The following is a 26,826-nucleotide window of genomic DNA, read 5'->3' as shown; positions in this document are numbered from 1 at the left end:
ACACGCCCGAAGCCCCAGCGACCGCAAGCCGATGTGAGTACTCTCCGTGACCCCCCCTCCCAGGGAAGACGGGTTACGCGGATAGCAAGATCATTTCGGTTAAGCCTGCGTCCGCTGCCCCATGCTCCGCGTCGACCCCCGCCAACGCACTCGCCTCGAACAGATCATCCGAAACCTCGGTGAACGCACCGACGAAGCCAGAACCAACGGCTGGCAGGGCGAAGTCGAGGGCCTCAAAGTCAGCCTCCACGCCGCCCAGAACAAGCTCGCCACCCTCGACCGCGCCGCCCGCAACACCCCCAGACCAGCGCCACTCGGAATGCCGTCAATCCCACCCAAAACTCCATGATCAAAATCCGGATAAGTGGGGCCATGGGACCTGCCCCCAGCCTGGTTTGACCAACTCGCGCCTGGCGGAACGCTTGTCGTGCCCCTGCACTGGCGCGGCCAGGCCCGAAGCATCGCCTTCACCCGCCACGACACACATCTCCGCGCGGAGAACAGCCAACTCTGCGGATTCATCCCCATGATCGGCATCGTGCCGACCGGTGAACAGACCGGCACCGTCACAAAGGACGTCGCGCTGTACTGGGACGCCGACCAGAACATCGACGCCGCCGAGCTGCAGGACGTGTTCTCCGGGCCCGAGATCACCATCTGGTCCGGCGTGTTCGTGGTCGCCAACGAGCCCTTCGACCACATCTGGCTCTGGCTGACCGCCACAGAACCCGGCACCTGCCGCATCGACGCTGAAGACCAGGCCATCGAAGCCGGCGTCTGCCGGCCCGCCTTCGCCTACCGCACGCCCACGATCGTAGAAGGCGAATCCCTGGCCTACCTCACCAAGCCCCGTCCCGCCGACCAGCCAGGACCGCACGGCGAACGCCGCTACGAACTCGGCGCCACCGGCCATGGTCCCGCCGCCGCCCGCCTCGCCGAGCGGATAGTCAGCCAGATCCGCCGCTTTGACCGCGACCGCAGCGCCCAGCCCATCATCACCTCATACCCTGCGGACAGAGCTGAGGAAACTCGCCCCGCGGGCATAGTGATCGACAAGTCTCACGTGCGTCTNGTCATCACATCCTGACGGTCAAGCTNGGCGCTTTCCGGCAGGCCCGGCCGCGCCGGCGACTGACAGTGCGACAATGNGTTGACTGGGCGGGCTGTTGACGATTGGGGTGTCCGGGTGATCTCGATGACCTATATCCAGGCCCAGTCGGACCTCGGCGCCAGGCTCGCCAGGGCCCGGAAGCAGGCCGATTTGACTCAGCAGGAGCTGGCCCACCGCGTCTCATACAGTCGCAGCACCATCGCCAACACTGAGAGNGGGCGCCAGTGTCCACCTCGCTCGTTCTGGGCTGACGCAGACGCCGCTCTAGGAACCGGCGGCGCGCTCACAGCCGACTTCGACAGGATCACCTCCTCGTCCGAGCCATCGACGCCGCCGGCAACGGCGGACAACTCGACTGCCGCGGCGGTTCGGCCGGGCGGCCCGGGAGAGAGCGTGGCGCGCCTTCGCGATGTTCTTGATCACTACCGCCGGCTGGACGACCTTCTGGGCGCGTCCGGTCTGGTGGGTCCAGTGACGGCGCACCTTGGTCTNCTCGAGCAAGTCGGGCGGGCGGAGGTCGCGACCGCGACCGAGGTGGATCGGCTGGAAGCCGAGACCTGCCAGCTCCTGGCCTGGTTGTGGCTGGACCTGGACAAGCCCGCTCGTGCCCGCGACTTCTATGCGCGTGCGGTCCGCGCGGCGCGGCGTGCCGGGGACGATGCCCTGGCCAGCTACATGATCGGCTGGCTGTCATTCGCCGCGTGCGGCGACGATCCACGCGACGCCGTGGTCCTGGCCCGGATGGCCGTCGCGCGTGGTGCGGGTGGACCAGCCTCGCTGCGCGCCTGGCTGGCCGCGGTGGCGGGACGTGCCCACGCTCACGTCGGCGACCGCGAGCAGGCTCTGCATTCCCTCGGCGAAGCCGAACGGTTGCTGCCTGACGCCCCGGACCGGCGGGCGGCCTGGTACTTCTTCGGTAGCGCCGCCTACACCGGATACCGGGGCACGAGTCTGGTCCTGCTTGGCCAGGCCCGTGACGCGCAGCGGCTTCTTGAGGACACCCTCGCTGGGCTTGACGGAACGTTCGTGCGCAGCCGCGCCCTCTACGAGGCGCAGCTCGCCCACGCACTCGCCGACCTCGACGAACTCGAGCAGGCATGTCGACACGCCCACCAAGCAGCCGAAGTCGCCTCGGCTACTGGCACGGTTCGTGGCCTTCGTGCGGTCCGTGACGTCCGTCGACACCCCCTCCTCGCGGCTAACCCCAGCCATCGGGGTGTAATGGACCTTGATGAGTACCTCCTGTTCGCCAGCTGAGTATCAGCCCGCCGATGCCACCGCGGCCACCCGGGTGCGGGACGCGGTGAACACTTTCACTCAGGCCGGCGGACGGCGCGCGGTGGCCGTCGAGGCGCTGNGCGGCCCAGCGGTTCGCGTCGAGGTGAACGCACACACCCCTCAGCCCGGGGCGAGCACNCTGAAGCTGATCGTTGCGGCGGCGGTCCACGATGCTGCCGACGCCGGCCAGATTGACCTGTCAGAGCGCGTCAACTGCCGCGACCTGCACCCGACCATCTTCCCGACGGTCATGGCGGCGTTCGACGACGGCGATCAACTCGCTCTCCGACAGCTGTGCGCCCTCATGCTCATCACCAGCGACAATGCGGCCGCTGACGCACTCCTCGACCGCGTCGGGCACGACACAGTGAACGCCACCGCCCGGCGCCTTGGAGCGACGGCGACCACACTGGCTGTCGACTTCCGCGATGAGCAGCTCGGGGCTGCCGGCCGACGCAACACCACCACCGCCGGCGACCTGAACTTGATCTTGAGGGGACTTGCCGGGCACGAGCGCTATCGGCCGGTCTTGGCTTCCATGAGAAACAACCTGCGGAACACGCGGATACCCGCCAGGCTCCCTGACCGCACGCCGGTCGCGCACAAGACCGGCAGCCTCGACGGCGTCGTCTGCGACGCAGGGATCATTTATGGGCAGCACACCGACGTCGCGGTGGCATTCCTCNCCGACGGCGAATCCGATAGCGCCCGCACCAGCATCGCGATCGCGGACACCGTCGCCACGATCTGGTCCGCACTCACCGAACTTGCCGACTGACAGGCGCTTCGGACCGTCGTACGTCTCCGAGGCCAGCGCCTCCCGGCCAGTGTCGTCGGCCCGCTCGTAGCTCGGCCAGTCGTCAACAGCGCTCAAGCACTGGATGATGCGTGGCGTCTAGAGCGAGTGCACCGCGCTGTCGGTGAGCAGCACCAGGCTCTCGTCCTGGAAGCGCCTCACATCACTGGGAGCTGACTGTCAAAACAATCGTTCCGACAGTCGATCACGATTCTAGGTCCTGATCGTGCGCCAGACTGACACATTGTGGCATACAGGATCAGGCACAGACGTCGAAACCCCGCGCAGCACGGTGGATCTCGGTCCAAGCATGGTGGCTTGCTGTGACAGATCCGGGTACGGTGTTCTNCGTGTCCGGGGCGGTGTCCCCGACGGATCTGGCGGTCGATCAGGCGCACTCGGCGCGAATGTACGACTGTCTCCTGGGCGGCAAGGACAATTTTCCCGCGGATCGGGAGGCGGTCNAGGCGGCGGTGGCGGCNTTCCCGCACCTGCCGTCGGCGGCCCGGCAGAACCGGTCGTTTCTGCACCGGGCGGCGCGGCTGGTCGCGGAGTTCGGGGTGCGGCAGTTCTTGGATGTGGGGACGGGTATTCCGACGTCGCCGAATCTGCACGAGGTGGTCCAGGCCGCCGCGCCGGAGTCTCGGGTCGTTTATGTGGATAACGACCCGATCGTGTTGGTCCATGCGCGGGCGCTGCTGACGGGCAGCCCGCAGGGCCGCATCGCCTATCTGGACGCGGACCTGCGGGACGTCGACCGGATCCTGACCGCGCCGGAGCTCATTGACACGTTGGATCTCACCCAGCCGGTCGCTCTGTCGCTGATCGCGATCCTGCATTTCGTGGGGGACGACGACGATCCGTATGGCATTGTGCGGCGGCTGGTCGAGCGGTTGCCCTCGGGCAGTCATCTCACGATCAGTCATGTGGCGAGCGATCTGAATCCGGATGTGGAACGGGCGGCGGAGGTGTACCGGCAGCGCGGCGTTGATATCCACGCCCGGTCACACGCCGACATCAAGCGGTTCTTCGATGGGTTGGAGCTGGTCGGACCCGGACTGGTGCCCGTGCAGCGCTGGCTTCCGGACGATCCTGGTTTCGCGGCGGTGCCCGACGCGCAGGTCGGCACCTACGGCGCGGTCGCCGTCAAACCATGACCCGCGCACCTCGGGTGTTGATCGTGCTGCCGGACGGTGGCCTGTCGCTGGTCGCGGGCATCGTCGCCGGGATGGGCCAGGCCGCGCGGATCGTGGCGCTGGTGCCGTCGCTTGCCATCGGCGAGGCGGAGTGCGGTGGTGCCGGTCGGGTCGTGGCGGACCTGGCGTCGAGGCTACCGGTCGCGGACGGGGCGGTTGAGATGGTGGCTGGCTACGGCATAGCGCCGAAGGAGCCGGCACGGCTGCTCGACGAGGTGTGTCGGGTCCTCGCCCGGTCGGGGCAGGTCGTGTTTACCGTGGTGATGGCGCATCTGGGCCAACCCGTCTGCGCCCTGCCCGGTCTCACCGACGATGACGCGCACCGGATCGAGCGGGCCGTGGACGCGGNGGTGAGACCGGCTCCGCACCCGTGGGATGCGCTGGTGGAGGTGATGTCGACCGGCCGTCCGGGGTTGCATCCCGCCGATGTTGACGTGATGAGGCTGACCACCGAGCTTGACCATCGCGGTGTCGACGACTACCTGCACACGCCGACACCCGTGGCGCCAGCGCCGGTCACGGCGGTGCGGGCTGGCCTCGACGCGCGGGCGGCACGCCGGTACGCGGCGGCCTGCCATCGGGCCGTCGACGTGCACGGCGCGCTACGGCTACGCACCCCGGTGATGTGTCTGCGTACCGGGCGGGCCGCATGAGCAGCGGCGACGGCCGTCGAACGGTAGGGCCGGCGCGAAGGCCCTACAGCCGGATCGAGCTGCGTGCCGCGTTGGCGACGGCCGCGGTACGCGCGGCGACCTGGATCCGGACGGCCGTGGCGGTGGCGCGTGGCTGCGGCGCGACCTGGGTGGACGTCCACGATCTGGAGGACGGTGGGTTGTTCTGGGTGCCGGGCCGGAACCGGCCCGGCACCCGCCCACGGATCGCGGAAGCCGAGAGCGGCCGGGCGACCGCCATCACGCGGGAGAGCTTCCTTCGCTTTCGTGTGGACACGCCGACCGTCACCGGGGCGACACGGCACGATGATTGATCTTCACGCGTATACGACCGAGTCCGGCGGCGGCCTGATGCCGCACGAGCTGATCGGGCACGCCGCCATCGTCGGCGTGCGGGTTGTTGCGGTCACCGATCGGGACACGGTTGCGGGGATCGATGCGGCGGCGGCTGTGCTGCCGGCCGGGATGACGCTCGTGCCTGGCGCGGAGATCTCCTGCCGGGCGGTCGTCGGCGGGCGGCCGAGGTCTGTCCGTCTGCTCGCCTACCTGGTCGATCGCGACGATCGGGCGATGTCCGAGCTGCTCGGCCGGGCCCGTGACAGTGCGGAACTGCGGGCGCGGCGCGCTGTGCGGCTGCTGCGGGTCGAGGGCTACCCGGTCGACTGGCCGCAGGCGGCCGACGAGGCCCGGGGCGCGCCGGTCAGCCGCGGGCACATCGCGGCGGCCCTGGTCGCGGCGGGCGTCGTGCCCACCGTCGACGTCGCGCTCGGGCCGGCGTGGCTTGGTGTCGGTGGCCCGTTCCACATCGCGTCACGGCAGCCGGACGTCGCCGCGGCGCTGACCGTGGTGCGCGGCGCCGGGGGCGTCGCGGTACTCGGCCACCCCTGCGCTTCACTGCCCGTAGAACTTCTGAGGGACTTGGCGGCGCGCGGCCTGGCCGGTATCGAGGTCGATCACCCCGGGCACGACGCCGACACCCGCCTTCGCCTGCGCGACGTGGCTGCCGAGCTGCGTCTGCTGCCGATCGGCGGCAGCGGCTACGACGGCCCCCCAGGACAGCTCGGATCCGACACCACGCCATACGCCACCTACCAGCGGCTGATCGCCCAGGCCGCCGGCGCGACACCGATCCGAGCGTGAACCTCCCGTGGAGACGCCGAAGGCGGGTCGTCGACCTGGACGACGACGCGCGATGGGAGGTGATGGACCCGGCCGTACGCAGGGAGGTCGAGGAAGCGGGCCGAGCGGGGTGGGGGCTGGTCTGCGTGTCGGCTGGCCTGGGCGCCGCCCTACTCCTTTCCATGATCGTGTGCCGGTAGCGGGACCGCCGCTCTGCCTGTCGCCCCTGCGGGCAGAGCGGCTTCACGTCGGACAAGGGGCGGGGTGGTGACGGACATCGACACGCACGGGTGGACGCGGCTCGAGGGCCTGGACCGGGGCCATACCGCTGCCGACGTTCGCGGCGGCGCAGTCTGCGGGCCGGCCACCTCTACGAGAGGTACTGCGCGGCGCTCGCGACCACGGGAGACGAACGCCGCGTGGGGGAACGAGAGGAGGAACCGGGATGACGCTCACCGGTGCGGGAATCGTGATCGCCGTAGGTGTGGCGATGGGCCTGCTCCTCGCGTGGTACGCGGACCTGATCCNCCAGGCCATGCGGCAGGGGCACCACCACGAGATCCGCCTCGCCATGATCACGGGAACGAGAAACGCGCTGATCATATGGATGCTCGGGGTGGGTATCTGGACGCTGGTGGTCCGATGAAGGTCCACGCCTTCGACATCGGAGCGTCGACGATCAAACAGGGGATCGTCGACACCGGCCCGCCCAGCCAGCTCGTCACCAGGCTGCCCGTGCTGCGGCTCCCCCCAACCCCGACCTTTCACGTGGTGCAGGAACGGATCCTCGCGGCGCTGACCAGCGCGGCCGACGTCGAGCTGGTCGCGATCGCCACCGCCGGCGCCGTCGACACCGACGGGACGGTCGTGCGGGCCGGGGCGATCCAGGGGTACTCCCGCATCCACTGGCCCACCCTGCTCGCCGGCTTCTTCCCCGGCCTGCGGGGGCGGGTACGGGTAGTCAACGACGGCCTGGCCGCGACGTGGGCGGAATACGAGCGGCGCGGGCGCACCGGGACCCACGTCCACTTCGCCCTCGGCTCCGGGATCGGCGGCGGCATCGCGATCGGTGGACGGCTCGCCCACGGCACACCCCCCGGCCCGGCCGGCCTCGGGCACATCCTCGTCCACCCCACCAGCACGGTGCGCTGCTCCTGCACCCGCACCGGCTGCGTGGAGACCCTCGCGTCGGTGCGGGCGGTCCTCCGCGGCTACCAACCCCCACAACCCGCCGCCTCGCCGCGCACCTCCCCGCCTGTTCGGACCAGGGTCCCGACCCTGCTCGAACTCGTCCACAAGACGCGGAACGGGGACCCCGCGGCCCGACGGGCGTTCGAGGCCGCCGGCTACTGGCTCGGGATTGCCGCCGCGACCGTCCTGAACATCCTGGCGCCCGATGTGATCACCGTCGGTGGGGGGCTCGCACAGGCCGCCGAAAGCGCCGCCGGCCCCGACGGCGGCTACCTCGCCGCCGCGCAGCGCGCCATGCGGGAACGCGCGGTACCCCGCCTGGCCGACCGGGCCGTCCTCACACCCTCGCCCTACGGGGCGAACGGGCCCCTGATCGGCGCCGCCCTCCTCGCCGCCACCTCAGAAGGCGACGGGTGACAGGTGATCGACGAGTCACAGGCACGGGAGATCGCCAGAGCCCTGCTCCGGCGGCTGGACAATGATCAGGAGCGGCCCTGGAGCCTTGTCGAGTTCTCCCAGGGATGGATCATCAACGAGACCGGCTACCTCGACGCCGATTTCGTCGGTTCCCTCGGACGGGTGATCGAAAAAATGTCCGGAAAGGTGATGTGCTTCCCCGCCCGTGTCCCGACCGACCGGATCATGGCCAAATATGAATCCGTCGTCGGCATGGCGAAGGTCGTTCCGCTGCCTCAGCGTTGATGGCCGGTGGTGCTGATCGCGAGCAGCGGCATGCTGATGGTGATCAGCCAGAATTTGGCCGGGCCTGGGTTCCGTGCGGCTGTGGACTGCGCTCGCGGTATGAACCCGGTTCGTGCCGACCTCCCGCTGCTCGTCGTTCTCCGGCCGGACCTGCTACCGCTGCTGGTCATGGTGCCCAGNCTGCCCCGGCGTTTCTGTGCCGACCGGGTGGGATGACGCCAACCGCTGACCGTACATCGGTGGGGTCCGCCTCGCTTCCACGGCGCGGCGCGGGGTCAGCCTGGTGTCCGCTGCCTCGGGGCCGGCGGACCCACTCCCGGTCATCGACGAGGCTGGGAGCGACGACCCGAGATGGATCTGCCTCGGGCGTTTTTGTGCTGGCCAGCGAAGTCTGAGCGCGATCGGTGGCGATGGAGGCGGGCGGGAGAATTTTTCGTCTGTTGCGTCCAGTGACGTGGAGACCACGACGAGATCGTGGTCTCCACCTGATGCTCTCCGTGCACGGATCGCTGTCGCGGACGTCGGCCTTCCCGGCTCCGGGGGACGACGAGACCTGCCGTATCCCTTTGCGGCCACGCAACTACTCAGCCCGAGGCGCTGTGAACGATGTCGTCGCACCCGAGATCAAAAATTATCGCTTTCCGTGACCCTTTCACCNCGAATCGCGCATTGTAGAGACTGCGTATCTCGCTCGCCGCGAGATGTTTGTCTCACTTGCGACAGCCCCCCGTGATGGGGTTACAACACTGCGGTCGGAACAGGTCACGGACGGGCAGCGTGCCAGGTGAATCAATCGGCAGGACGGATGCGGCGAGTAGCGATCATTGCCGTGGCCGGCGTCGCCTTGGGTGGATGCGGCGGCGGTGCGCGTGATGCGCGGCGGCTGCCGTCGCCGCCTGCGAGCAGGACCTCGGCCACGGCCTCACCTGCGGCGACGCCGACCGAGGCGACGCCAGAGGCGGCGGCGCTCGCCGCGTATCGAGGTATGTGGGAGGACTGGGTCGCGATCGCGGCGACCTCGGACTACCAGAATCCCCGCTTGACGCGGCATGTCAGCGGCCGGGCCCTGTCCACGATCTATCGCGCCGTCGCCGCCGATCGGCATAGAGGTCTCGTCTCCCACGGTACGCCGACCTTCTCGCCCCGCGTATCGGCTTTCTCACCGAGCGATGATCCCACCCGGGTCACTATCGACGATTGCGCGGATGCCAGCACGTGGCTTCACTACGACAATGCCTCCGGAAAACTGGAGGATGATGTTCCCGGCGGCCGGCATCGCGTGCAGGCTCTCGCGCTGAGAACCGCGGGAGTATGGAAGGTTGATGAACTCGTCATTCAGCCGGTCGGCACATGCTGAAGGCCGGGGGTGCCGCCCTCAGCGTGATGATCCTTACCTGCGTCATGCTGGGACAAGGCGCCGCGTTCGCAGGCGACGCTTTCGGCGCGGCCGTCTGCTCCTCGGGTCAGGNGGGCTGTGATCTGTGGGCGGGAACGTCTGGCCATCCCGAGAAGCCCTCGGTGCTCTCGGGGGCCCGTCCGTCGACGTCGTCGGAGGCGGAGTCCGTGACCTGCCCGACCGTGGGCACAGGCGCGTTGCCCTGTTTGGACACGATGCGGGGCTGGTCGGGCAGTGATGGCTGCCGTTACCAGGCGGCGACGGATTTCGTCCCGTCCGCGGNGGTGGAGGCCGAGCGGGCGACGCCAGGCGAGAAAGGGTCCTGGTATTGGCGGTCGTGCGGCGGTGCCAGCTTCGAGGCGGTGTGGCTGCCGGACGCGGTGACGGCAGGGGCCGTGCTCTCACCTGCGACGTTGGCGCAGGTGGCGGTGAAGAAGCTGAGGTTGCCGGCGCCAAGCGTGATGATGTCGCCGGGGGTGGGGGTGCCGCAGCTGGTGGGGGTGCCGGTGTGGTTGTGGCTGGGCGGGGTGTGGGGGCCGGTGTCGGTGACGGCGACGGTGCCGGGCGTGTCGGTGACGGCGACGGCGCGCCCGCAGGAGGTGGTGTGGGACTTCGGCGCGGGGGGCGCGGTGTCGTGCNGGGGGCCGGGGACGCCGTTCCGGGTGGGGGTCGATGACCCGGCTGCGGGCTCGCCGGACTGCGGTGTGGTGTTCGTCCGGTCCTCGGCGGGGCAGTCGGACGGCCGCTTTCCGGTGACGGTGACGGTGCGCTGGCAGGTGGGGTGGGTGGGGGCTGGTCAGCAGGGGGCGGCGGCTGGGTTGACGTCGCAGGCGACGTCGGCCGTGGTCGTGGCCGAGTCGCAGGCGCTGGCTGTGCCGTCGGGGGGTGCGCGGTGAGTACGGCGACGGCGGTCCGCCGGTCTGACGGTGAGGGGTTCCGGTTGGAGGGCCGGGGCCGGTCGTGGCGGGGTGGGCGGCGGGCGTTGGTGGGGGTGGTGCTGGTGGTGGTGTGTGTGGCGGTGTTCGTGGTGGTGGGTGGGCGGCTGGATGGCCGGCGGGAGGTGCTGGTGGTGACGCGGCCGGTGCCGGTGGGGCAGCTGCTGGCGGCGGGGGATGTGCGGGCGGTGTCGGTGGTCGTGGATCCGGCGGTGGAGGTGGTGCCGGCTGGGTCGGCGGGGCAGGTGGTGGGCCGGCCGGCGGCGGCGCCGCTTGCGGCGGGCAGTTTGCTGTCGTTCTCCGCGGTGGGCCGGCGTGGTCTGCCGGCGGGGGTGCGGCTGGTGGGCGCGAGTCTGAAGCCGGGTTCCTATCCGCCGGGGGTGAGCGCCGGTGATCAGGTCGTGGTGTTGCTGACCGGGGGTACCGAGCAGGGCGCGGCGGTGGCAGGGGCCACGCCATCCTCGACTCCGGGTGACGTCGGGGTGCCGTCGGTGGCGAGGAGTTCGTCGGCGGAGGGGGTGGTGGTCTCGGTCGAGCCGGGGCCGGCGGGTTCGGGNGGGCTGGNGGNGTCGGTGCAGGTCGACGCCGCGGACGCGGACGCGGTGGCGCGGGCGGCGGCGGCCGGGCAGGTCGCGCTGGTGCTGCGGGGTGCGCGGTGAGCGGGCTGGTGGCGGTGGGTTCGGTGAAGGGGTCGCCGGGGGTGACGACGGCGGCGTTGGGGTTGGCGGCGGGCTGGCCGATGCGTCCGGGCGGTGCGCCGGTGGTGGGGGTGGAGGCTGATCCGAGTGGTGGGGATGTGCTGGGCTGGTATGAGCTGCCGGCGGCGGTCGGGTTGGTGTCGTGGGCGGCGCAGGCGCGGTCGGGCCGCCTGGGCCTGTCGGGGCATGTGCAGCAGCTTCCCGGCGGTGTGGAGGTGGTGGCCGCTCCGGTGGAGGCGACGGCGGCCCGGGGGGCGGTGGAGGTTCTCGCCGGGGCGGGGGCGGTGCGGGCGGCGGCGGACACGGTGACGGTGGTGGCCGATGTCGGCCGGGTGGACCTGTGGTCCGCGGCGGCGCCGGTGGTGGCCGTGTGCGATCTGCTGGTGGTAGTGGCCCGTCCGGTGCCGGTGGAGCTGGCGCGGGTCGTCGGGCGGGAGGCTGATCTGACCGCGGCGGGCCGCAGGGAGTGTGTGCTGCTGCTGGTCGGGGAGCCGGCGTGGCCGGTGGAGCGGGTCGCGGAGTCGGTGGGCCTGCCGGTGGCCGGAGTGTTGCCGTGGGATCCGCGGGGCGCCGGCGTGATCGCGGNCCGGCCTGGGGGGCGACGTGCGCCCGGGCCGTTGGCACGCGCCTACGGCTTGGTCGCGCGCGGGCTCGCTGACCAGCTCGACAGGCGCCGGGTTCCCTTGCCCCCGCCTATCGCCGGGGTGCCGGCGTTGCCGGCGGGGAACGCCCGGGCGACGGCGGGACAGAAGACGACGGTGTTGGTGCCGGGGGCCTCGTCGCCTCGCGCGGGGCGGGATCGTGAGGCATCGGGGTGGGTGCCCTCGACCACTGTCCGCCGTGGCCGGGTGGGGCGGCGGTGATGGGGCCCGGGTACGCGCTGTCCGGGTTGATGGCCGCGCTGCGGGAGCGGGTCGCCGTGGAACTCTCGGCGCGCACGCGCGCGGGGCAGGGCGGCGCCGCATGGTCGGTGGCGGATCAGCGGGCGTACGCCGCGGGGCTGATTGCGGACATGCTGCGATTGCACGCCGAGCAGTCCATTGCCGCCGGCCGGCGGACGCTGACCGCGGCCGAGGAGGAACAGGTCGCCCGAGGGGTGCTCGACGGGCTGTTCGCGCTGGGTGGGCTTCAACCGTTGCTGGACGACCCACAGATCGAGAACATCAACGTCAACGGCTGTGACGTGGTGTGGGTGCGCTACGCCGACGGGCAGCGGCGGCGGATGCCTCCGGTCGCCGCGTCCGACGAGGATCTGATCGAGCTCGTACGCACGGTGGCGGCCCGCGCGGGGGTGGAGGAACGACGTTTCGATCGGGCGTCGCCCCGGTTGAACATGCAGCTGCCCGACGGGTCCAGGTTGTTCGCGGCGATGGCGGTCACCGCCCGGCCGGTTGTCTCGATCCGCCGTCACCGCTACCCGCGGGTCTCCCTCGATCACCTCGTGGAGATGGGCACGCTCTCGGCTGAGCTCCGGACGGTCCTGCGTGGTCTGGTCCTGGCCCGGCGCAACATCCTCGTCGCCGGGGAGACCGGGGTGGGCAAGACAACGCTGATCCGGGCGTTGGCCGCGGACGTCCCGGCCGACGAGCGGATCATCACGATCGAGGACTCCCTCGAACTCGGNCTCGACCGCGACGGCCTGCACCAGGACGTGGTCGCGATGCAGGCCCGTGAAGCCAACGTGGAAGGCGAAGGGGAGATCGGCCTGGCGGAGCTGGTGCGGTGGGCGCTGCGGATGAGCCCGGACCGGGTGATCGTCGGGGAGGTCCGCGGCGGCGAGGTCGTCCCGATGCTCATGGCGATGAGCCAGGGCACCGACGGCAGCCTCGCCACCATCCACGCCTCCTCCTCCGCAGGCGTGTTCGCGAAGATCGCAGCCTATGCGGCGCAGGCGGACGGCCTGGCGATGGAGGCGACGACCCTGCTGACCGCCGCCGCGGTGCACGTCGTCGTGCACATGACCGTCACGCAGGGCCGCCGAGTCGTGTCCAGCGTGCGGGAGGTGACCGGCGCCGACGGGCTGCTGGTCACGAGCAACGAGGTGTGGCGNCCGGGTGCGGACGGGGCGGCGGTGCCGGCGGTTCCGTTGCGGGCGGAGACCGCCGCCGCCGTGGACGCCGCGCTGGCCGGCTACTACACCGCCCCGGCGGCGGGCACCGGCGCATGGTGAGCGTGATGTCGGCCCAGGTGGTGCTCGCGGCGGGCTGCGGGCTGGGTGTGGCCGTCGGGCTGTGGCTGCTGGGTTCGGCGGGCACGCCGGTGTGGACGCGGCTACGCGCCCGAGAACAGTCGGGTCGCCGTCTGTCACCACAGGTACGCACCGTGCGTCTGGGCGCCGCGGTCGGCGCCGGGCTTGCCGTGGGGGTGCTGACCGGCTGGCCGGTCGCCGCCGCCCTGGCCGCCCTCGCCGTGATGGCCGCCCCGACCCTGCTCGCCGAAGGACGGGCCGGTGCGGCCGAAACAGCGCGGGTGGAGGCGCTCGCGTCCTGGGCGGACATGCTCCGCGACACCCTGTCCGCGGGTGCGGGGCTGGAGCAGACGATCCGGGCGACCGCCCCGATCGCCCCCGACCCGATCCGCGTCGACGTGCTCACCCTCGCCGCCGCAGTGCAGGACGGCGCCCGGCTCGTCGACGCGCTCGACGCCTTCGCCGACCGGGTCGATGACCCGGCCGCCGATCTGATCGTGGCCGCGTTGCGGTTCGCCGCGGCCGGTCAGGGCCGTCACCTCGCCGACCTGCTCGACCGTCTCGCCACCGCCGCCCGCGGGCAGGCGGCCGTGCGGCTACGCGCGGCGGCGACCAGGGCCCGGATCCGCACCTCGACCCGCGTCATCGTCGTCACCACCCTGGCCATGGCGCTCGGGCTGACCCTGTTCAGCCCCGCCTTCGTCGCCCCCTACAGCACGATCACCGGGCAGCTGGTCCTCGCCGCCGTCGGCGTCCTGTGGGCGGGAGCGTTCGTGTGGCTTGCCCGGATGGGCCGCATCACCCGCGAACCCCGCATCCTCACCGTCGCCGCTGGGAGCGGCGGATGATCCTCACCCTGGCCTGCGGTGCCGGTGTTGGAGCCGGATTGTGGCTGACGTGGACGGCGCTGCGGCCCGCCAAACCCGACCTCGCCGCCCTCCTGTCCGCTCTGTCCCCGAACCCGCCCACACCCGCGCCCACCGCGGCAGCTGCCGGGCAGGCGGACGGCTGGGCGGCCCGCGCCGGGAGGCCACTCGCCGCGCGGCTCGACCCGTTCCGGCTCCTGCCGCAGGCGATCCGCCGCGACCTGGTCGTGATGGACCGGGATCCGACGAGCCACCTCGCCGAGAAGATCACCTCCGGTCTCGTCGGTCTCGCGCTCCCACCGCTGCTGTCCGGACTGCTCGCTCTCGCCGGGATCGGCCTGCCCCTCGCACTGCCCGCCGTTGCCGCGTTCGCCGTCGCCGCCGGCCTGTTCCTCGGCCCGGATATCGCGGTGCGCGCGGACGCCGCCCGCCGACGCCGCGAGCTGCGCCACGCCTTCTCCGCCTTCCTCGACCTCACCGTGATCGCCATGGCCGGCGGCGCCGGCCTCGAACAGGCTGTCACCGACGCCGCCGCGACCGGCACCGGCGACGCGTTCACGGCGCTACGCGCCACCGTCGATCACGCCGCCCTGACCCGCGCCCCGATCTGGGAACCCCTCACCGCCCTCGGCGAGCGGTACGACATCCCCGACATCGTCCAGACCGCCGGCGCGATGCACCTCGCCGGCGGTGAAGGCGCCCGCATCCGCGCCAGCCTCGCCGCGAAGGCCGACACGATCCGCCTGCACGACCTCAGTGACGCCGACGCCGACGCCGCCGCGGCCACCGAACGCATGAGCCTGCCCGTCGTCCTGCTCACCGGCGGCTTCCTCATCATGATCGCGTATCCGGCGGTCTCGCGTGTCCTGAGCGGCCTGTGAACCTCCAGTCTCGACCCTCGAAAGGCACCGCCGATGCCCCACTTCCGCCGAGGACGCGGCCGACTGGCCACCCTCGGAACCACCATGATCATAGTGCTGCTGTGCCTGCCAGCCGTGACCGGGGCCTGGCTGCGCCGGCTCGAGGAACGCGGACGCGAGGAGGATCGCGATGGNGGCTACTCCACCGAGTTCATGGTCATCACCGCGATGTTGGTTGCGTTGGCACTCGCGATCGTGGCGGTCATCGCGAAGAAAGTCATGGACAAGGCCAACGGCCTGAACCTGTAGCCCGTCACCTTCGTGTCCCGCCGGCGGGGGACCAGCCGCCGTCACGGAAGACTAGGCGGCCGGTACGACGATCCCGGCGCGCCGTTGCCGAGGGCGACGAGGGCGGCGCGTCGACAGAACTCGTGGTCGCGACTCCCCTTATTCTGATCATGCTGCTGGTCGTGGTCCAGCTCGCCGTGTGGGGGTGGGCGCAGCAGGTCGCCGCCGCCGCCGCGCGACGCGGTGCCGACACCGCCCGCCTCGCCGGCGCCGACCCCGCCGACGGCCCCACCGCCGCCCGGCTGATCACCAGCCAGATCGGCGGCGGGGTCCTCACCGACCCACAGATCACCGTCACGCACACCAGCCCGACCCTGCTCACCGTCACGGTCACCGGAACCGCGATCCGCTACCTGCCGGGTCTGGCACTGCACGTCACCGCCCGCGCCTCCGGCACCCGAGAGATCTACACACCGTGACCGACCCCGCAGCCGACGACCCGCACCCACCCCCGCCCTGGACGTGGGACGCGGGGTCGGCCGCGGTCGAGCTCACCCTGCTCGCCCCCCTCGTCGTCCTGATCCTTCTGTTCATCGCAGCGGCAGCACGTGGCACCGATGCCCGTGGGCAGGTCGACGCCGCTGCCGCAGCCGCGGCGCGGGCGGCCAGCGCCGCCCGCTCCCCCGTCGAGGCCACCGCCGCTGCTCAGGCGGCGGCTGAGGGCGGGCTCACCGTCGGGTCCGCGGCCTGCCGCACGATGCACGTCACCGTGGACACCAGCGCCTTCGTCCGCGGCGGCCTGGCCCGCNCCACCGTCGCCTGCCGTGTTGATCTTGCCGACCTCGGCGGGTTGCGTCTGCCCGCGACCCGCACCCTCNCCTCCACCGCGACCTCGCCACTCGACGTGTTCCGGGCAGTCTCATGACCTCGCTACCCGGACGTCCTGCGCCCGCCGACATCTCGGACGACGGGTATGTCACCGCGTTCTTCGCGATCCTCGTCGTCGCGCTGTTCGCCTTGGCCGGACTCGCCCTCGACGGCGGCGGAGCGTTGAACGCGAAGACGCGGGCGATCAGCACCGCCGCCGAGGCCGCCCGCGCGGGCGCCCAGGCGCTCGACCTCGCCGTCTACCGTGCCGACGGCACTCGCCAGCTCGATCCTGAGCAGGCCCGTGCCCGGGCGTTGGCCTTCCTGGCCGGCGCCGACGCCGACGGCACCGCGTCCGCGACCCTCACGACGGTCACCGTCACGGTCACCGCGACCTACCAGCCGCAGCTGCTCACCCTCGTCGGCGTCGGCCCGCTGCACCTCACCGGTACCGCCAGCGCGAGCCCCCGCAGCGGACCCGTCCCATGAGCGCCCGACCCGCACGCGCAGTCCGTGTCAGCGTGGGCCGCCGGTTCGTCGCGTTGCTGCGCGCTCTCGGCGCCCTCGCCGTCCTGCTGGCGTGTCTGGTCGTCGCGCCGATTGTGATGTGGCGGCTGATCGGCTGGCCGCTGCCCCACCACCCACCCAGCCGCGCCGAGGTGTCGGCCGCGCTCACCCGCCCCCTGGACCAGCGGCTCATCACCGGTGTTCTCGGCTGCCTGTTCTGGTACCTCTACCTTCTCCTCGTCCTGTCGGCGGTCACCGAGACGATCAGCCGGGCCACCGGGTGGCGCCGGCCACGGCTGCCCACCGCCGGGCTCACCCAGACACTGTCCACCGCGCTGGTCGGCACGATCGTCACCGGGCTGATCCTCGCCGCCAGCCGCAGCAAACCCGCACCCCCCGGCCCCGCCGTCGCGCTGGCAGCCTGGCGCGCCCCGACCGTCACCGCCGCCGCCCCTGCCGACCCCGCGTCCGCGCCGCTCGNCGCACCCAGCCCCACCTCGGACGAGCAGCCCGCGCGCAGCGTGCCGGTGCGGGCGCACGACAGCCTGTGGAGCCTCGCCGAAACCCACCTCGGTGACCCCCTGCGCTACCGCGAGCTGTTCGATCTCAACCACGGCCGGCCACAACCCGACGGGCATCGTCTCACCCGCCCCGACCTGATCCGCCCCGGCTGGACCCTGCTTCTCCCCGCCGACGCCGCTCCGGCCGCACCCGCCACCACCACCAGCACACCCTCGCCGCCACCCGCCAATCCGACGCCGGGCACTCACCCCGCCGGTCCGCCGACACCCGCCGTGCCATCCCCGCCGACTCCCTGGCTGCCTACCCTGCCCGACGGACCAGCAGCCTCGACGCCCACACCGGCCGCACCCGCCACCGCCAGCCCGACTCCGGCCACGCGGCCCGCTCACCCTGCCCATCCCGATCCGATCCGACTGCCCTCAGGGCCGGTGCTGCCCGTAAGCCTGCTCGCCGCCATCGCGATCGCGGTCACCGTCGCCCGATTCCTGCGCCACCGCACCCGCCCGGTCGGACAGCACCGCGGCCAGCCAGCCGACCCACCCCTCCCACTGATCATCCGCGAGATCCTTCGCAGCGGCCGTACTCTCGACGACCCCGACCCCGACCCCGACTCCGAGGACACCGCGTCGTTCGACGACGACCTGCTTCCCGCGGCCGGTCCTCCGCCCGACGACGATCCGCCGGCCGGTGACGTGCCGTTCGCCCCGCCGGCGATGGCGTGGCCGCCGCCCTATCCCGACCTGGACGCGCCCGCCATCCCGGCCGCACCGCCCGTCCCCGCGCTGGTGGGACCATCACCCGCCCCGGACAGCGCCAGTGCCACGTTGCCCGTGTCACGGCCACACCGCGCCGGCCTGCGCGGCCCTACCGCACCGACCCGGCTGCCCACCGCCTTGCGTATCACCGGCGGTGTCAGCCTGCCGGATCCCGACGCCGCCCGCGCCCTGATCCTCACCGTCCTCGCCGCCCACCACACCCCCGCCGGCGACGACCCCCACCACCTGATCCTGTCCCGCGACGCGGCCGACGCGCTGCACCTCCCCGCGCAGCTCCTCGCCCGCCTCCGCCACGTCACCCTCACCCCCAGCGCCCTCGACGCGGTCACCAGCGCCGAACAGCACCTCCTCACCCGTCAGCGGCTCGCCACCGAGCACGACACCGCGACCATCGGCCCGCTCCGTGCCGCCGCTCCCGACGAACACCTGCCTCCCGTGCTGCTCGTCGTCACCGCCGACCCGGCGCTGCACCCGCGCCTGCACGCGCTCGCCGGCCGCGGCGCGGCCCTCGACCTCCACACCGCCGCCCTCGGTGACTGGCCCGGTCAGCCCCGCTGGCCTGACCCCGACAGCACCGATCCCGACTCGTCCTGGTCGCTGCGCGCCGACGCCGCCGCCGACCTGCTCCGCCTCCTCGACCAGGCCACCCCCACCGATACCCCGACGCCAGCGGACAGCACACCCTCCCCGGCCCGAGCAGAAGCGGACCCGGTCGGCCTCGCGGACTCCACCGACACCGCGGACACTCCGGCCGCCGCGGACCCGGGCATCGAGACGGCGGCCGTCAGGCAGGACCTGGCCCCCGCGGATGCCGCGTCCCCAAGCCTCTCCCCGTCCCACGACGAGACCGTGACACCCACGCCCGAGACCCGCGACGCGAACGGCGACCGACCCCCGCCGGCTCCGGCCGAGGCACCCGCCGACACCGGCGGGGTGCTGCTGGTCCTGCTGGACCGGCCGCACCTGCTCCGCGACGGCGACACCGTCTACCAGGGCCGGCTCGGCCTGGAGATCGCCGGATTCCTTGCCCTGCACCGCCGCCCCGCCACCACGGCCACCCTCATGGCCGCGCTGCTGCCCGACATCGACCCCGACAAGGCCAAAGACCAGATCTACCAGGCCATCCGCCGTCTCCGCGAAGCGCTGCGTCGGGCAGGCGCCGACGGGGTGCTGCTCTCCGACCGCAACGGCTACCGGCTCACCGACACCCTCGCGGTCGACGCGTGGGACATCGACCGCGCCCTCTCCGCCGCCGACACGGCCAGCGACGACACCGGCCGCGCCGCCGCGCTGCACACAGCCACCAGCCTCTACACCGGCCGTCTCCTCGACGGCAGCGAATGGGCCACCGCCCACGCCACCGAGCTAGAACATCGCATGATCGACGCCACCGCCGACCTCGCGGACCTACTCGCCGACGACGACCCCACCGCCGCCACCCGCGTCCTCGAGCACGCCACCACCACCCTGTTCCCGTACACCGAGACGCTGTACACCCACCTCATGCGCCTGCACGCCGCCGCCGGCCACCCCGGCGATATCCACCGCGCCTACCGGCGTCTACTCACCCGCCTCGCCGACCTCGGCACCACCCCCAGCCCCGAAACCGACCGACTCCTCGCCCGCCTCACCCGCCCCCGCCACGACCCGCCACCAGTGTGAGAAGCCACAGACGTGGGCAGCGCCGCGCCGGCATCCGATCAGCGGGCCCCGACTCGGCCGGACCGCACAGAAGATCACATCGCGGCGCGCCGGCCTGATCCGCGGCGCCAGTGTGATCTGACAGGCTCCTCGCATCAGCTGGCCGCCGTGTCGAAGGGACATACCGCGATGAGCGATGNCGCTCCTGGTCTCGGCCAGGCGTTGCGTCTGATCGTCACAGGCGGTGGGACCGGTGGTCATGTGTTCCCGGCGCTGACGACGGTCCGGACTCTGCAGGCCCGCCTGGGCGACTGCGGGGTCGAGGTGCTGTGGGTCGGCGCGGAACGCAGCCTGGAGAAGCGGGTCGCCGACGACGAAGGTATCGGGTTCCGGCCAGTCGCCACAGGCAAGATTCGCCGTTCGGGCAACCCGTTGAAGATGGCGTCACCCGCGAACGTGCGGGACATGGGCCGGGTGCCGCTCGGCGTGGCCCAGGCCCGCTCGCTGGTCGCCTCGTGGGAGCCGGACGTGGTGCTCGCGACCGGCGGGTACGTCGCGGTGCCGGTCGGGCTCGCGGCGCGGATGTGCCGCCGTCCGCTGGTGGTGCATGAGCAGACGGTCCGGCTGGGCCTGGCGAACCGGACACTGGCACGGGTGGCCGCACGCGTGGCGGTGTCCAGCGCCCCGTCGTTGGAACTGCTGCCGGACGCGATCCGCGCCACGGNCGTGGTGACCGGCAACCCTGTGCGCGCCGAAATCCTGACCGGGCAGGCATCCCGGGCGGTGGCGTCGCTGGGCTGGGCGGGCCACGATCCGGCGTTGCCGACGGTGTACGTGACCGGCGGCGCGCAGGGATCGATGCAGATCAACACCGCCGTCGCCGGGGCGCTCCCCTGGCTGGTGGAGCACGCGAACGTGATCCACCAGTGCGGCCCCGGCAACGTCGATTCCCTGCGCGGACGCGCGGCGGGCCTTGCGGCGCCGGGGCGGTACTTCCTGACGGGGTTCCTGCGCGAGGAGGTCGCCGACGTTCTCGCCCTCGCGGATGTGGTGGTGTCGCGCAGCGGGGCAGGGACGATCGCCGAACTGACCGCTCTCGGAAAGGCTGCCGTGCTGATCCCGCTGGCGTCCTCGGCGGGCAACGAGCAGGCCCACAATGCCCGCTACCTGCAGGACGCGGGCGCGGCGGTGGCGTTGGAAGGTGAGGTGCCGCCAGAGCGGCTGCGAGAGGCGGTGGAGCCGCTGCTGGCCGACCCGGCGGCCCGCAGCCTGATGGCGCGGCGGGCGCGGGCGTTCGGCCGACCGGACGCGGCCGAACGCCTCACGGACGTGATCCTGGACGCCGCCGGCCGCCGTTAGGGCAGGCGGCGGGCTGTGCCCACCGCAAGCGCCTGACGCAGGAGGCCCGTCACCCGCCGGACATCGCCGTGGGCGAGGGCGGGGGGGTGGCACGGCAGGCCTGTCTTCGGTCAGGTCAACTGGCCCCACATGGCCGAAGTGGGACCAACAGACCTGGNGAAACTCAGGCAGGCTGAGGATCTGTGCCGCGGCCTGCGCGGAGACCAGGAACGGGATGTGCCAGGCGTATCCGATCAGGCACTCGCGCGAGGTGGAGGTGCGAGCATCCCCTTCCCCGGGTTCGTCTTGCTATCCGCTCAGGAGTCCGTCTGCCTTGCCTGCTTTGGCGCCGTCGATGAAGGCCCGGATCTCGTCGGCGTCGAAAACGAGTGCCGGGCCTGCCGGGTCGGTGGACTGGCGCAGGGCGACGCGGCCGTCGGCCAGTCTTTTTGCTTCAACACAGCTGCCGCCGTTGGGGCCGCTCCACGGCTTTTGCCAGCCGGTGGGCCCGAGGTCGGTGGCGGGCATGCCGTTGCGGATGGTGGTCATGGGTCAGGTCTCCTCGCGGATGGCGCTGATGATGTCGGGAGTGAGGTGCGCGGGTGGGGCGTCGGCGCAGATCCGGTCGATGGTCTCAAGGTAGGCGGCGACGTCGCCGGGTTTGTCGAGGTAGAACGCGCTGGTCATGTTCTCGCCGTAGACGAGGTCGGGGAGTTCGGGCACGGGGAAGCGCAGGAGGGTGAACGGCCCGTACATCGCCGCGTGCGCGTCACCGGCGAGCGGGAGGATCTGCAGGGTGACGTTGGGCAGCGCGCAGGCGTCGAGGAGCCGGTCGAGTTGGGCGCGCATCACGGTGGTGCCGCCGACGTGGCGGCGCAGCGCGGCTTCCTCGATGACCGCCCAGAGGCGGGGTGGTTCGGGGCGGGTCAGGAGTGCCTGGCGTCCCGTGCGCAGCGCGACGCGTCGCTCGACCTCCTCGTCGCTGCCGCGGGGGAAACCGGCCCTGGTCAGGGCGCGGGCGTAGTCGGGAGTCTGGAGCAGGCCGGGCACGGACTGGGGTTCGTACGGGCGGATGAGGCTGGCGGACTCCTCCAGCCCGACGTAGGACCGGAACCAGGTGNGCAGGACGTCGCCGTAGGTGTGCCACCAGNCGCGCCTGCCGGCGTCACGGGCGAGCTCGAGGAAGACGTCGATGTCGTCGCCATGGACGCCGTANCGGGCGAGCAGGCCCTTGACGCTGTTGAGTTTGAGAGACTCGCCGCGTTCCATCCGGCGGATCGTCCAGTGCGAGGCGTAGATCGCCTCGGCTGCCTGCTCATAGGNCAGGCCCGCCTTCTCGCGAAGGTCCTGGAGCTGGCGGCCGAGGATCATCCGTAGGGCCGTGACGCCGCCGGCCGCCTCGCTGTCCATCACGCGTACCTCCGCATCGCCGGGAGATCCCCGCGCACAGTCTGCCAGCCGATCAGNCTCTCAAGCACTCTGCCAGAGATTTCTGCTCTTTGCATTCTGCGTATTGCGTCTGCTTGGTGCATGGCGCATAGTGGCAATCGCTGGCGTAAGTGATCGAGTGCGGAGGGCGGGCGATACTGATGATCACGGCGGGGAGTGCGGGCCGGTGACCTGCGTCGCGTTCGACACGTTTCCCGCCGGGGCCGCGTCGGTACCGGCGGCACGGCATATGGCGGCGGCGACGTTGCGGCGGTGGGCGGTCGACGAGGCGGCCCGCGACAGCGCCGGCCTGATCGTCTCCGAGCTGATCACGAACGCGCAGCGCGCCGCCGACGGGCACGTCGCGCTACGCCTCACCTTGGGCGCCGGGCTCGTGATCGAGGTGTGGGACGGCAGTGATCTTCCGCCTGTACCCGCCGACGGCCCGGCGTCCGACGCCGCCGATGCCGATGCCGAGGGGGGACGTGGGCTGGCCATCGTCGCCGCGCTGAGCACCCGCACGGCGTGGTACCGGACGCGTGGCGGAGGCAAGGTGGTGTGGGCCCAGCTGCCCGCGCACATCCCGGCGCTGCGCCCCGTCGGGCACGCGGACACGCTGGCGCGACGCGGGCCCCTGCCTCGTCAGATCCCCGTGCTGCCCCTCGGGGCGGCCGACGATCTCGCCCTGCTCCAGCGGGTGGTCGACGGGCTGCGTGCGCTGGATGACTGGCACCGTCCCCCGGACGTCGCGCGAGGTCGAGGTGACCCGGCGGGCGTGGGCCCGGTCCGACCGGGAGGTGCCGGCCGGTGAACGCCGTACCCGAGCACCTGCGGCCCGTCGTCCTGCTCGCTCGCATGCGCACGGAACTGCCACCGGAGCGGGTCCTCGCCGCGTTGCTGTTCTTCGATCCGCCGATCGACCCCGACGGCGCTGCCTGGCACGCCCTATGCCAGGCCGTCGACGCCTACGACACCACCGCCCCGGCAGACCTCAGCGCCGCCCGGTGGCGTATCAACGTCGCGGCTGCCGCCGTGCTCCGTCCGACCGGTCCCACCGCACCGCCGACCCCGCCGACTCATCCGGCCGCTATCCCGAGCCCACGGAGACACCGACATGAGCGCACCTCACCGGCGCGGATCATCCGCGCCGCAGGCCCCGGCGGGGACCAGATCCGGCAGGCAGGCATGACCGCCCAGGACAACCGGGCCGAGCCGGCACGTTTCCTCGAGCGCCTGCGGGCCGCGCTCGCGGTCCGCGTCGGCGCGGACATGCCCCACGCCGACCAGGGCCTGGTCGACGAGATCGTCGGACGGGTTCTGGGTCTGCTCGCGGACTCCGCCGACCGCAACCGCACCCACCCCCTCGCCGACCCCACGGTCTGGCTGGTCGCGCACGCGCTGCGAGACCCGACACTCCACCCGTCCCTAGCCGACCTCCCCGAGCTCCACCTGCCCGGGCTCACCCTGCCGGTCGAGAGCTTCGAGCGCGACGCGGGCTTCTGGCGTCTGCTGGCGAGCTCGCGCGATGCCGAGGGGAACCGGACCTGACCGCGCCGCGTCCATGCCGTGTGCGGGTGCGATCCCTGCTGGTGGCATGCGCGCGTGTGTCGCCCTGTCCTNGGCGACGATCCGCTCTGTCCAGCGCTGCGCAGACGAGGATCCACAGCACCGCCGCGGCGGCGCAGGCGATCGTCGAGTAGCAGACCACCATCGTGACGGCGAGGAACGCGATTCCCAGCATGGGCCTGCTCGTCCTTGTCCGTCGGCGGGTCAGCATGCGCCGCAGGCGTGCGCGGGTCGAGGTGCGTGGATGCATCGTGGGTGCCTCCCGGGGGTGGAGGCCGGCCGGGCCGTGGCGGCCCGGCCGACGGGGATGTCAGTGCGCGGCGCGGAAGCGCCGTAGCGCCTGGGCGAGGCTCGTGGCGTGGTGGGCCGGCAGTCGTAGGCGCAGGGCGATGTCGCCGTCGGCGATGGTGATCGTGCCGGTGAGGTGGCTGGGTGGCCCGTCCACACGGATGGTGCGGTCCTCGACCGTGCCGCCCAGCAGCCGTGTGACCGAGGTGATGGCCCTCGTCGCCTCCGTGTGTTCACGTCTGGCTGCCTCGAGGCTGGTGGCGGCGATCGCGCGGGCGGCCCGGTAGTCGGGAAGGAGCCGGCGGTTGATCTCGCCGGCGATACGCGCCGGGGTTTTACCTGCGCTGATGGTGATGCGGTGGTGGAGCGGGCCTCGGCCCGTGCGGGGCCAGTGTGGGCCGAGGCCACCGACGGCGGCGCCGTCGACAGTGAGCCGGTCGCCGCGTGGGTCGTGGCGGATCCGGAGGAAATCCAGGTCGGGGGTGTGCAGGGAGAAGGTGTCCGTGGACTGGATGCTCGCGGTCCAGGATGGGCCCAGTTCGCGGGCGATCGTGCGTATCAGATCGTGCAGCATGGTGTCGCCTTCGAAGTCCGCAGCGGTGATGGGCGTGGCGCGGCGGGGGCTCCGTTCCGGGCGGATGGGAACCCCCGCCGCAGAGGGCGGTGAGGGGCCGCTGGCGTCGCGGCCCCCGGGGCTGGCGGGTCTGGGGGCGGCTAGCCGTTGACGACGACGCCGACCCAGTGACGGAACGCGGCTTCCACGGCGCGGTACCGGTCGCGGTAGGCGTGCAGGTCCTCGGTCCTGCCGGACGGGCAAAGCACCGCGAAGGAGATCGCGTGGTCCACGACCATCCGCCACCGCAGGATGGCCTCCGTGGTGATCTCCCCGCGCCAGCCACGGTGGCACGGGCACGCCGACGCGAGGATCTGGTAGTGGACGGCGAGGGCGTGGGCCTGCAGGAGGTAGATGTCGGCCGGTGCGGTCAGGATCGTCCTCGGCCAGGGGGGAAGGGCGTCGCACCAGCCGACGTGGTCGAGGACGCTGGTCAGCCAGGTCTGGCTGCGGGCGACCGCGTCGAGGAGCGCGGTATTGATGGCGGCTGCGGTGCGGGGCGCGGGCATGGCCGTCAGCTCTTCCCGGTCGTCTGGTAGCGGGCCGGCCGTTCGCCGGGGTTGACCTGCCGGACGCGTCCGGCGTTGATCAGGCCGGGCATGGCGGCGGCGACCGCGCCGCTGGAGCGCTCCAGCTCGCGGGCGATCTCCCCGGAGGACAGCTGCGCCGTCGGGTTGTCTCGCAGCAGGTCGCCGATGAGCCCGCCGAGCTGGCCGGGCCGCAGCCGTACCGATCCGCTCGCGTTGAGCTGCGCTGTGCCGGTGGCCGCGCGCGGGGCCCGGGCGCGGCGACGCGGGGCCGGCGGTGTGACGCCCGTCCGGGCCGGGCAGGCCGCGAGCGGGCAGGCCAACGCCGCGCACACCGGCGCGGACACGGCGGCGGGCTCGGGCACGGTGGCGGGGTCGGGGGACGCCACGTCCCCGGGACCGCCGTCCGCGCTGCCGGTCGCCGCGTCCAGGTGCGCCGTCGTCGGGGCGACGGCGGCGTCCGCGCCGGTCGGTGTGTCGTCGGGACCGCCGTCGAGCGGCTCCTCCGCTCCGGTCTGCGGCTCCGAGGTCGGCTCGGAGACGGTCGGGAGGTCGGCGGCCGGGTGGTCCGTCTCGTCGTCGGCCGGGCTGTCCGCGCCGCCGATCGCCGGATCCGCCTCGGGGGTGGTCGGGGCGGTGGTGTCCGGGTCCGGGGTGGAGGTCTCGGGAGCGGGTGCCGGGGAGGCGCCCTCGGGCTCGCCGCGTGCCGGGCGGTCCGTGGTCCCGGTGGCCGGCAGGGCCCAGCGGGCGGCGTGCCGTCCGGCCCGGCCGGGGGTGGGCTCGGGGGGAAGCTGGCGGATGCGCCCCGCGTCGGCGAGGGAGGCCAACAGGTTCCGCACGGTGCGCACCTCGATGCCGGTGCGGGTGGCGATGTCGGGGGCGGACAGCGGGCCGTCCACGAGCGCGGTCAACACCCGTGTCGTATCCGCCGTCGCGGTGTCCGCATTGTTCGATGGCATTCGACGCTCCCTGGGTAGCATTTCCGGTTGCGTTTCCAGGGGTAACTCCTGATCGGCACGGACAGCCAGCGATATTCCCAGTGACATACATCACTGCGCATGTTTTCATGACTGTTTACGGGTTTCGGTTGCTGACCGGTAAACGATCAAGTTACGGTCCCTGTGCCCGCCATCCACCGGCGCATCGGGGAAACCGTCGGCGACCGGCCGCACGGACAACCCCACCCACCTTTTCTTGTTCTTTTCTTCTGGAGTCCGTATGAGCGCATCGCTGACCGGCGTGCTGCTGCGCGCCGAGGTCACCCGCCCCCCGGAAGCCGTGACGTTCCACGCGGACAATCTTGCGTTCTACCACGGGGTTGTCGGTGGGAACATCGAGCCCGTCCATCTTCTCGAGCCTGCCGGGTCGGTGTACGTGAACGAAGGCGGCCTAGATCTGAGGCTGCCGATGAACCCGCGGGCGACGCTACTCGCGGCAGCAGCCAATCCCCTATGGCGG

Annotated in this window: 19 protein-coding genes and 15 pseudogenes; 26 read left to right on the top strand and 8 right to left on the bottom strand. The window is 72.1% G+C overall.

Going from position 1 to position 26,826, the window contains the following annotated elements; genetic code table 11:
• Positions 1-364: 364 nt before the first annotated feature.
• The 23 genes and pseudogenes from FF86_RS21795 to FF86_RS54475 all read left to right on the top strand — a co-directional run.
• Positions 365-1,071: pseudogene (locus FF86_RS21795) on the top strand (methyltransferase, FxLD system); the annotation flags it as partial.
• Between the two features lie 124 nt (positions 1,072-1,195).
• Positions 1,196-1,326, top strand: a pseudogene (locus FF86_RS67450) (helix-turn-helix transcriptional regulator); the annotation flags it as partial.
• Position 1,327: 1 nt separating this feature from the next.
• Positions 1,328-1,602, top strand: a pseudogene (locus FF86_RS67445) (hypothetical protein); the annotation flags it as partial.
• Between the two features lies 1 nt (position 1,603).
• Positions 1,604-2,368 (top strand): annotated as a pseudogene (locus tag FF86_RS36210) (hypothetical protein); the annotation flags it as partial.
• A gap of 101 nt (positions 2,369-2,469) precedes the next feature.
• A pseudogene (locus tag FF86_RS67440) lies at positions 2,470-2,527 on the top strand (hypothetical protein); the annotation flags it as partial.
• 1 nt (position 2,528) lies between these two features.
• Positions 2,529-3,074, top strand: a pseudogene (locus FF86_RS67435) (serine hydrolase); the annotation flags it as partial.
• A gap of 461 nt (positions 3,075-3,535) precedes the next feature.
• Positions 3,536-3,649: pseudogene (locus tag FF86_RS54515) on the top strand (SAM-dependent methyltransferase); the annotation flags it as partial.
• Between the two features lie 18 nt (positions 3,650-3,667).
• The coding region (locus tag FF86_RS21780) for an SAM-dependent methyltransferase (RefSeq protein ID WP_242419253.1) at positions 3,668-4,342 on the top strand (675 nt) is incomplete at its 5' end.
• 1,016 nt (positions 4,343-5,358) lie between these two features.
• On the top strand, positions 5,359-6,192 hold the full coding sequence (locus FF86_RS21765) for a PHP domain-containing protein (protein WP_052681335.1): 834 nt from the start codon (positions 5,359-5,361) through the stop codon (positions 6,190-6,192).
• A gap of 621 nt (positions 6,193-6,813) precedes the next feature.
• Entirely contained in the window at positions 6,814-7,779 is a 966-nt protein-coding gene (locus FF86_RS21750; RefSeq protein ID WP_044887131.1) for an ROK family protein, read from the top strand.
• 3 nt (positions 7,780-7,782) lie between these two features.
• The gene (locus FF86_RS21745) at positions 7,783-8,064 is read left to right on the top strand and encodes a hypothetical protein (RefSeq protein ID WP_044887132.1); all 282 of its coding nucleotides are present in this window, start codon (positions 7,783-7,785) and stop codon (positions 8,062-8,064) included.
• 829 nt (positions 8,065-8,893) lie between these two features.
• Entirely contained in the window at positions 8,894-9,421 is a 528-nt protein-coding gene (locus FF86_RS32320) for a hypothetical protein (protein WP_242419252.1), read from the top strand.
• Between the two features lie 820 nt (positions 9,422-10,241).
• Positions 10,242-10,951: pseudogene (locus FF86_RS64285) on the top strand (SAF domain-containing protein); the annotation flags it as partial.
• Positions 10,952-11,955: 1,004 nt separating this feature from the next.
• Positions 11,956-12,716: pseudogene (locus tag FF86_RS54500) on the top strand (ATPase, T2SS/T4P/T4SS family); the annotation flags it as partial.
• 1 nt (position 12,717) lies between these two features.
• A pseudogene (locus FF86_RS54495) lies at positions 12,718-13,142 on the top strand (ATPase, T2SS/T4P/T4SS family); the annotation flags it as partial.
• A 126-nt stretch (positions 13,143-13,268) separates the two neighbouring features.
• Positions 13,269-14,129 (top strand): type II secretion system F family protein, encoded by an 861-nt coding sequence (locus tag FF86_RS21715; RefSeq protein ID WP_242419251.1) that lies wholly within the window; start codon positions 13,269-13,271, stop codon positions 14,127-14,129.
• On the top strand, positions 14,126-15,028 hold the full coding sequence (locus FF86_RS21710; RefSeq protein ID WP_044888676.1) for a type II secretion system F family protein: 903 nt from the start codon (positions 14,126-14,128) through the stop codon (positions 15,026-15,028). The genes FF86_RS21715 and FF86_RS21710 overlap by 4 nt, the downstream gene beginning before the upstream one ends.
• A gap of 174 nt (positions 15,029-15,202) precedes the next feature.
• On the top strand, positions 15,203-15,774 hold a 572-nt coding region (locus FF86_RS62945; protein WP_206778989.1), incomplete at its 5' end, for a TadE/TadG family type IV pilus assembly protein.
• Positions 15,771-16,103 (top strand): annotated as a pseudogene (locus tag FF86_RS67430) (TadE/TadG family type IV pilus assembly protein); the annotation flags it as partial. The gene FF86_RS62945 and the pseudogene FF86_RS67430, both read left to right, overlap by 4 nt.
• A 113-nt stretch (positions 16,104-16,216) precedes the next feature.
• The gene (locus tag FF86_RS21690) at positions 16,217-16,651 is read left to right on the top strand and encodes a pilus assembly protein TadG-related protein (RefSeq protein ID WP_044888674.1); all 435 of its coding nucleotides are present in this window, start codon (positions 16,217-16,219) and stop codon (positions 16,649-16,651) included.
• A gap of 1,253 nt (positions 16,652-17,904) precedes the next feature.
• Complete coding sequence (locus FF86_RS67425; protein ID WP_396230000.1) at positions 17,905-19,629, top strand: BTAD domain-containing putative transcriptional regulator; 1,725 nt, start codon at positions 17,905-17,907, stop codon at positions 19,627-19,629.
• A gap of 201 nt (positions 19,630-19,830) precedes the next feature.
• A pseudogene (locus FF86_RS54480) lies at positions 19,831-20,332 on the top strand (UDP-N-acetylglucosamine--N-acetylmuramyl-(pentapeptide) pyrophosphoryl-undecaprenol N-acetylglucosamine transferase); the annotation flags it as partial.
• Between the two features lies 1 nt (position 20,333).
• Positions 20,334-20,967 (top strand): UDP-N-acetylglucosamine--N-acetylmuramyl-(pentapeptide) pyrophosphoryl-undecaprenol N-acetylglucosamine transferase (locus tag FF86_RS54475; protein WP_396229995.1); only part of this gene is annotated, 634 nt, incomplete at its 5' end.
• Between the two features lie 288 nt (positions 20,968-21,255).
• Here the strand turns inward: FF86_RS54475 and FF86_RS21675 are convergent.
• The 5 genes and pseudogenes from FF86_RS21675 to FF86_RS67415 all read right to left on the bottom strand — a co-directional run.
• The gene (locus FF86_RS21675; protein WP_044888671.1) at positions 21,256-21,495 is read right to left on the bottom strand and encodes a DUF397 domain-containing protein; all 240 of its coding nucleotides are present in this window, start codon (positions 21,493-21,495) and stop codon (positions 21,256-21,258) included.
• Positions 21,496-21,498: 3 nt separating this feature from the next.
• A pseudogene (locus tag FF86_RS54470) lies at positions 21,499-22,066 on the bottom strand (DUF5753 domain-containing protein); the annotation flags it as partial.
• Positions 22,067-22,097: 31 nt separating this feature from the next.
• Positions 22,098-22,161: pseudogene (locus FF86_RS67420) on the bottom strand (hypothetical protein); the annotation flags it as partial.
• 1 nt (position 22,162) lies between these two features.
• Positions 22,163-22,268: pseudogene (locus FF86_RS54465) on the bottom strand (hypothetical protein); the annotation flags it as partial.
• 1 nt (position 22,269) lies between these two features.
• Positions 22,270-22,356, bottom strand: an 87-nt coding sequence (locus FF86_RS67415; RefSeq protein WP_396229999.1) for a hypothetical protein, incomplete at its 3' end; no start/stop codon positions are given.
• Positions 22,357-22,561: 205 nt separating this feature from the next.
• On the opposite strand from FF86_RS67415, the gene FF86_RS21665 reads away from it, so the two are divergent.
• Positions 22,562-23,185, top strand: coding sequence for an ATP-binding protein (locus FF86_RS21665; RefSeq protein ID WP_052681680.1), 624 nt, complete (start codon positions 22,562-22,564; stop codon positions 23,183-23,185).
• Entirely contained in the window at positions 23,182-23,922 is a 741-nt protein-coding gene (locus tag FF86_RS54460; protein WP_242419249.1) for a hypothetical protein, read from the top strand. Before FF86_RS21665 ends, FF86_RS54460 begins: the two co-directional genes overlap by 4 nt.
• A 328-nt stretch (positions 23,923-24,250) precedes the next feature.
• Here the strand turns inward: FF86_RS54460 and FF86_RS21655 are convergent, their stop codons facing one another.
• The 3 genes from FF86_RS21655 to FF86_RS21645 form a co-directional block, all read right to left on the bottom strand.
• Positions 24,251-24,802: a hypothetical protein gene (locus tag FF86_RS21655; RefSeq protein WP_044888765.1), complete on the bottom strand. Its 552-nt coding sequence runs from the start codon at positions 24,800-24,802 to the stop codon at positions 24,251-24,253.
• A gap of 140 nt (positions 24,803-24,942) precedes the next feature.
• A complete protein-coding gene (locus tag FF86_RS21650) occupies positions 24,943-25,350 on the bottom strand; it encodes a hypothetical protein (RefSeq protein WP_044888764.1) in 408 nt (135 codons plus the stop codon).
• Positions 25,351-25,355: 5 nt separating this feature from the next.
• Positions 25,356-26,327: a winged helix-turn-helix domain-containing protein gene (locus FF86_RS21645; protein ID WP_128423599.1), complete on the bottom strand. Its 972-nt coding sequence runs from the start codon at positions 26,325-26,327 to the stop codon at positions 25,356-25,358.
• Between the two features lie 259 nt (positions 26,328-26,586).
• Here FF86_RS21645 and FF86_RS21640 point away from each other — a divergent pair.
• On the top strand, positions 26,587-26,826 hold a 240-nt coding region (locus FF86_RS21640; protein ID WP_128423598.1), incomplete at its 3' end, for a DUF3846 domain-containing protein.

It is taken from the genome of Frankia sp. CpI1-P, from assembly GCF_001421075.1.
GTDB classification, from domain to species: Bacteria; Actinomycetota; Actinomycetes; order Frankiales; family Frankiaceae; genus Frankia; species Frankia torreyi.
The sequence above is the reverse complement of the archived record's forward strand: the minus strand, read 5'-3'. Positions and strand labels throughout refer to the sequence as shown.

Bases quoted from the DNA above. Each gene is read 5' to 3' on its own strand.
- FF86_RS21715 (WP_242419251.1), top strand. From the start codon at position 13,269: ATGTCGGCCCAGGTGGTGCTCGCGGCGGGCTGCGGGCTGGGTGTGGCC.
- FF86_RS21675 (WP_044888671.1), bottom strand. From the start codon at position 21,495: ATGACCACCATCCGCAACGGCATGCCCGCCACCGACCTCGGGCCCACC.
- FF86_RS21710 (WP_044888676.1), top strand. From the start codon at position 14,126: ATGATCCTCACCCTGGCCTGCGGTGCCGGTGTTGGAGCCGGATTGTGG.
- FF86_RS21645 (WP_128423599.1), bottom strand. From the start codon at position 26,327: ATGCCATCGAACAATGCGGACACCGCGACGGCGGATACGACACGGGTG.
- FF86_RS21655 (WP_044888765.1), bottom strand. From the start codon at position 24,802: ATGCTGCACGATCTGATACGCACGATCGCCCGCGAACTGGGCCCATCC.
- FF86_RS21750 (WP_044887131.1), top strand. From the start codon at position 6,814: ATGAAGGTCCACGCCTTCGACATCGGAGCGTCGACGATCAAACAGGGG.
- FF86_RS67425 (WP_396230000.1), top strand. From the start codon at position 17,905: ATGGCGTGGCCGCCGCCCTATCCCGACCTGGACGCGCCCGCCATCCCG.
- FF86_RS21765 (WP_052681335.1), top strand. From the start codon at position 5,359: ATGATTGATCTTCACGCGTATACGACCGAGTCCGGCGGCGGCCTGATG.
- FF86_RS21690 (WP_044888674.1), top strand. From the start codon at position 16,217: ATGACCTCGCTACCCGGACGTCCTGCGCCCGCCGACATCTCGGACGAC.
- FF86_RS21650 (WP_044888764.1), bottom strand. From the start codon at position 25,350: ATGCCCGCGCCCCGCACCGCAGCCGCCATCAATACCGCGCTCCTCGAC.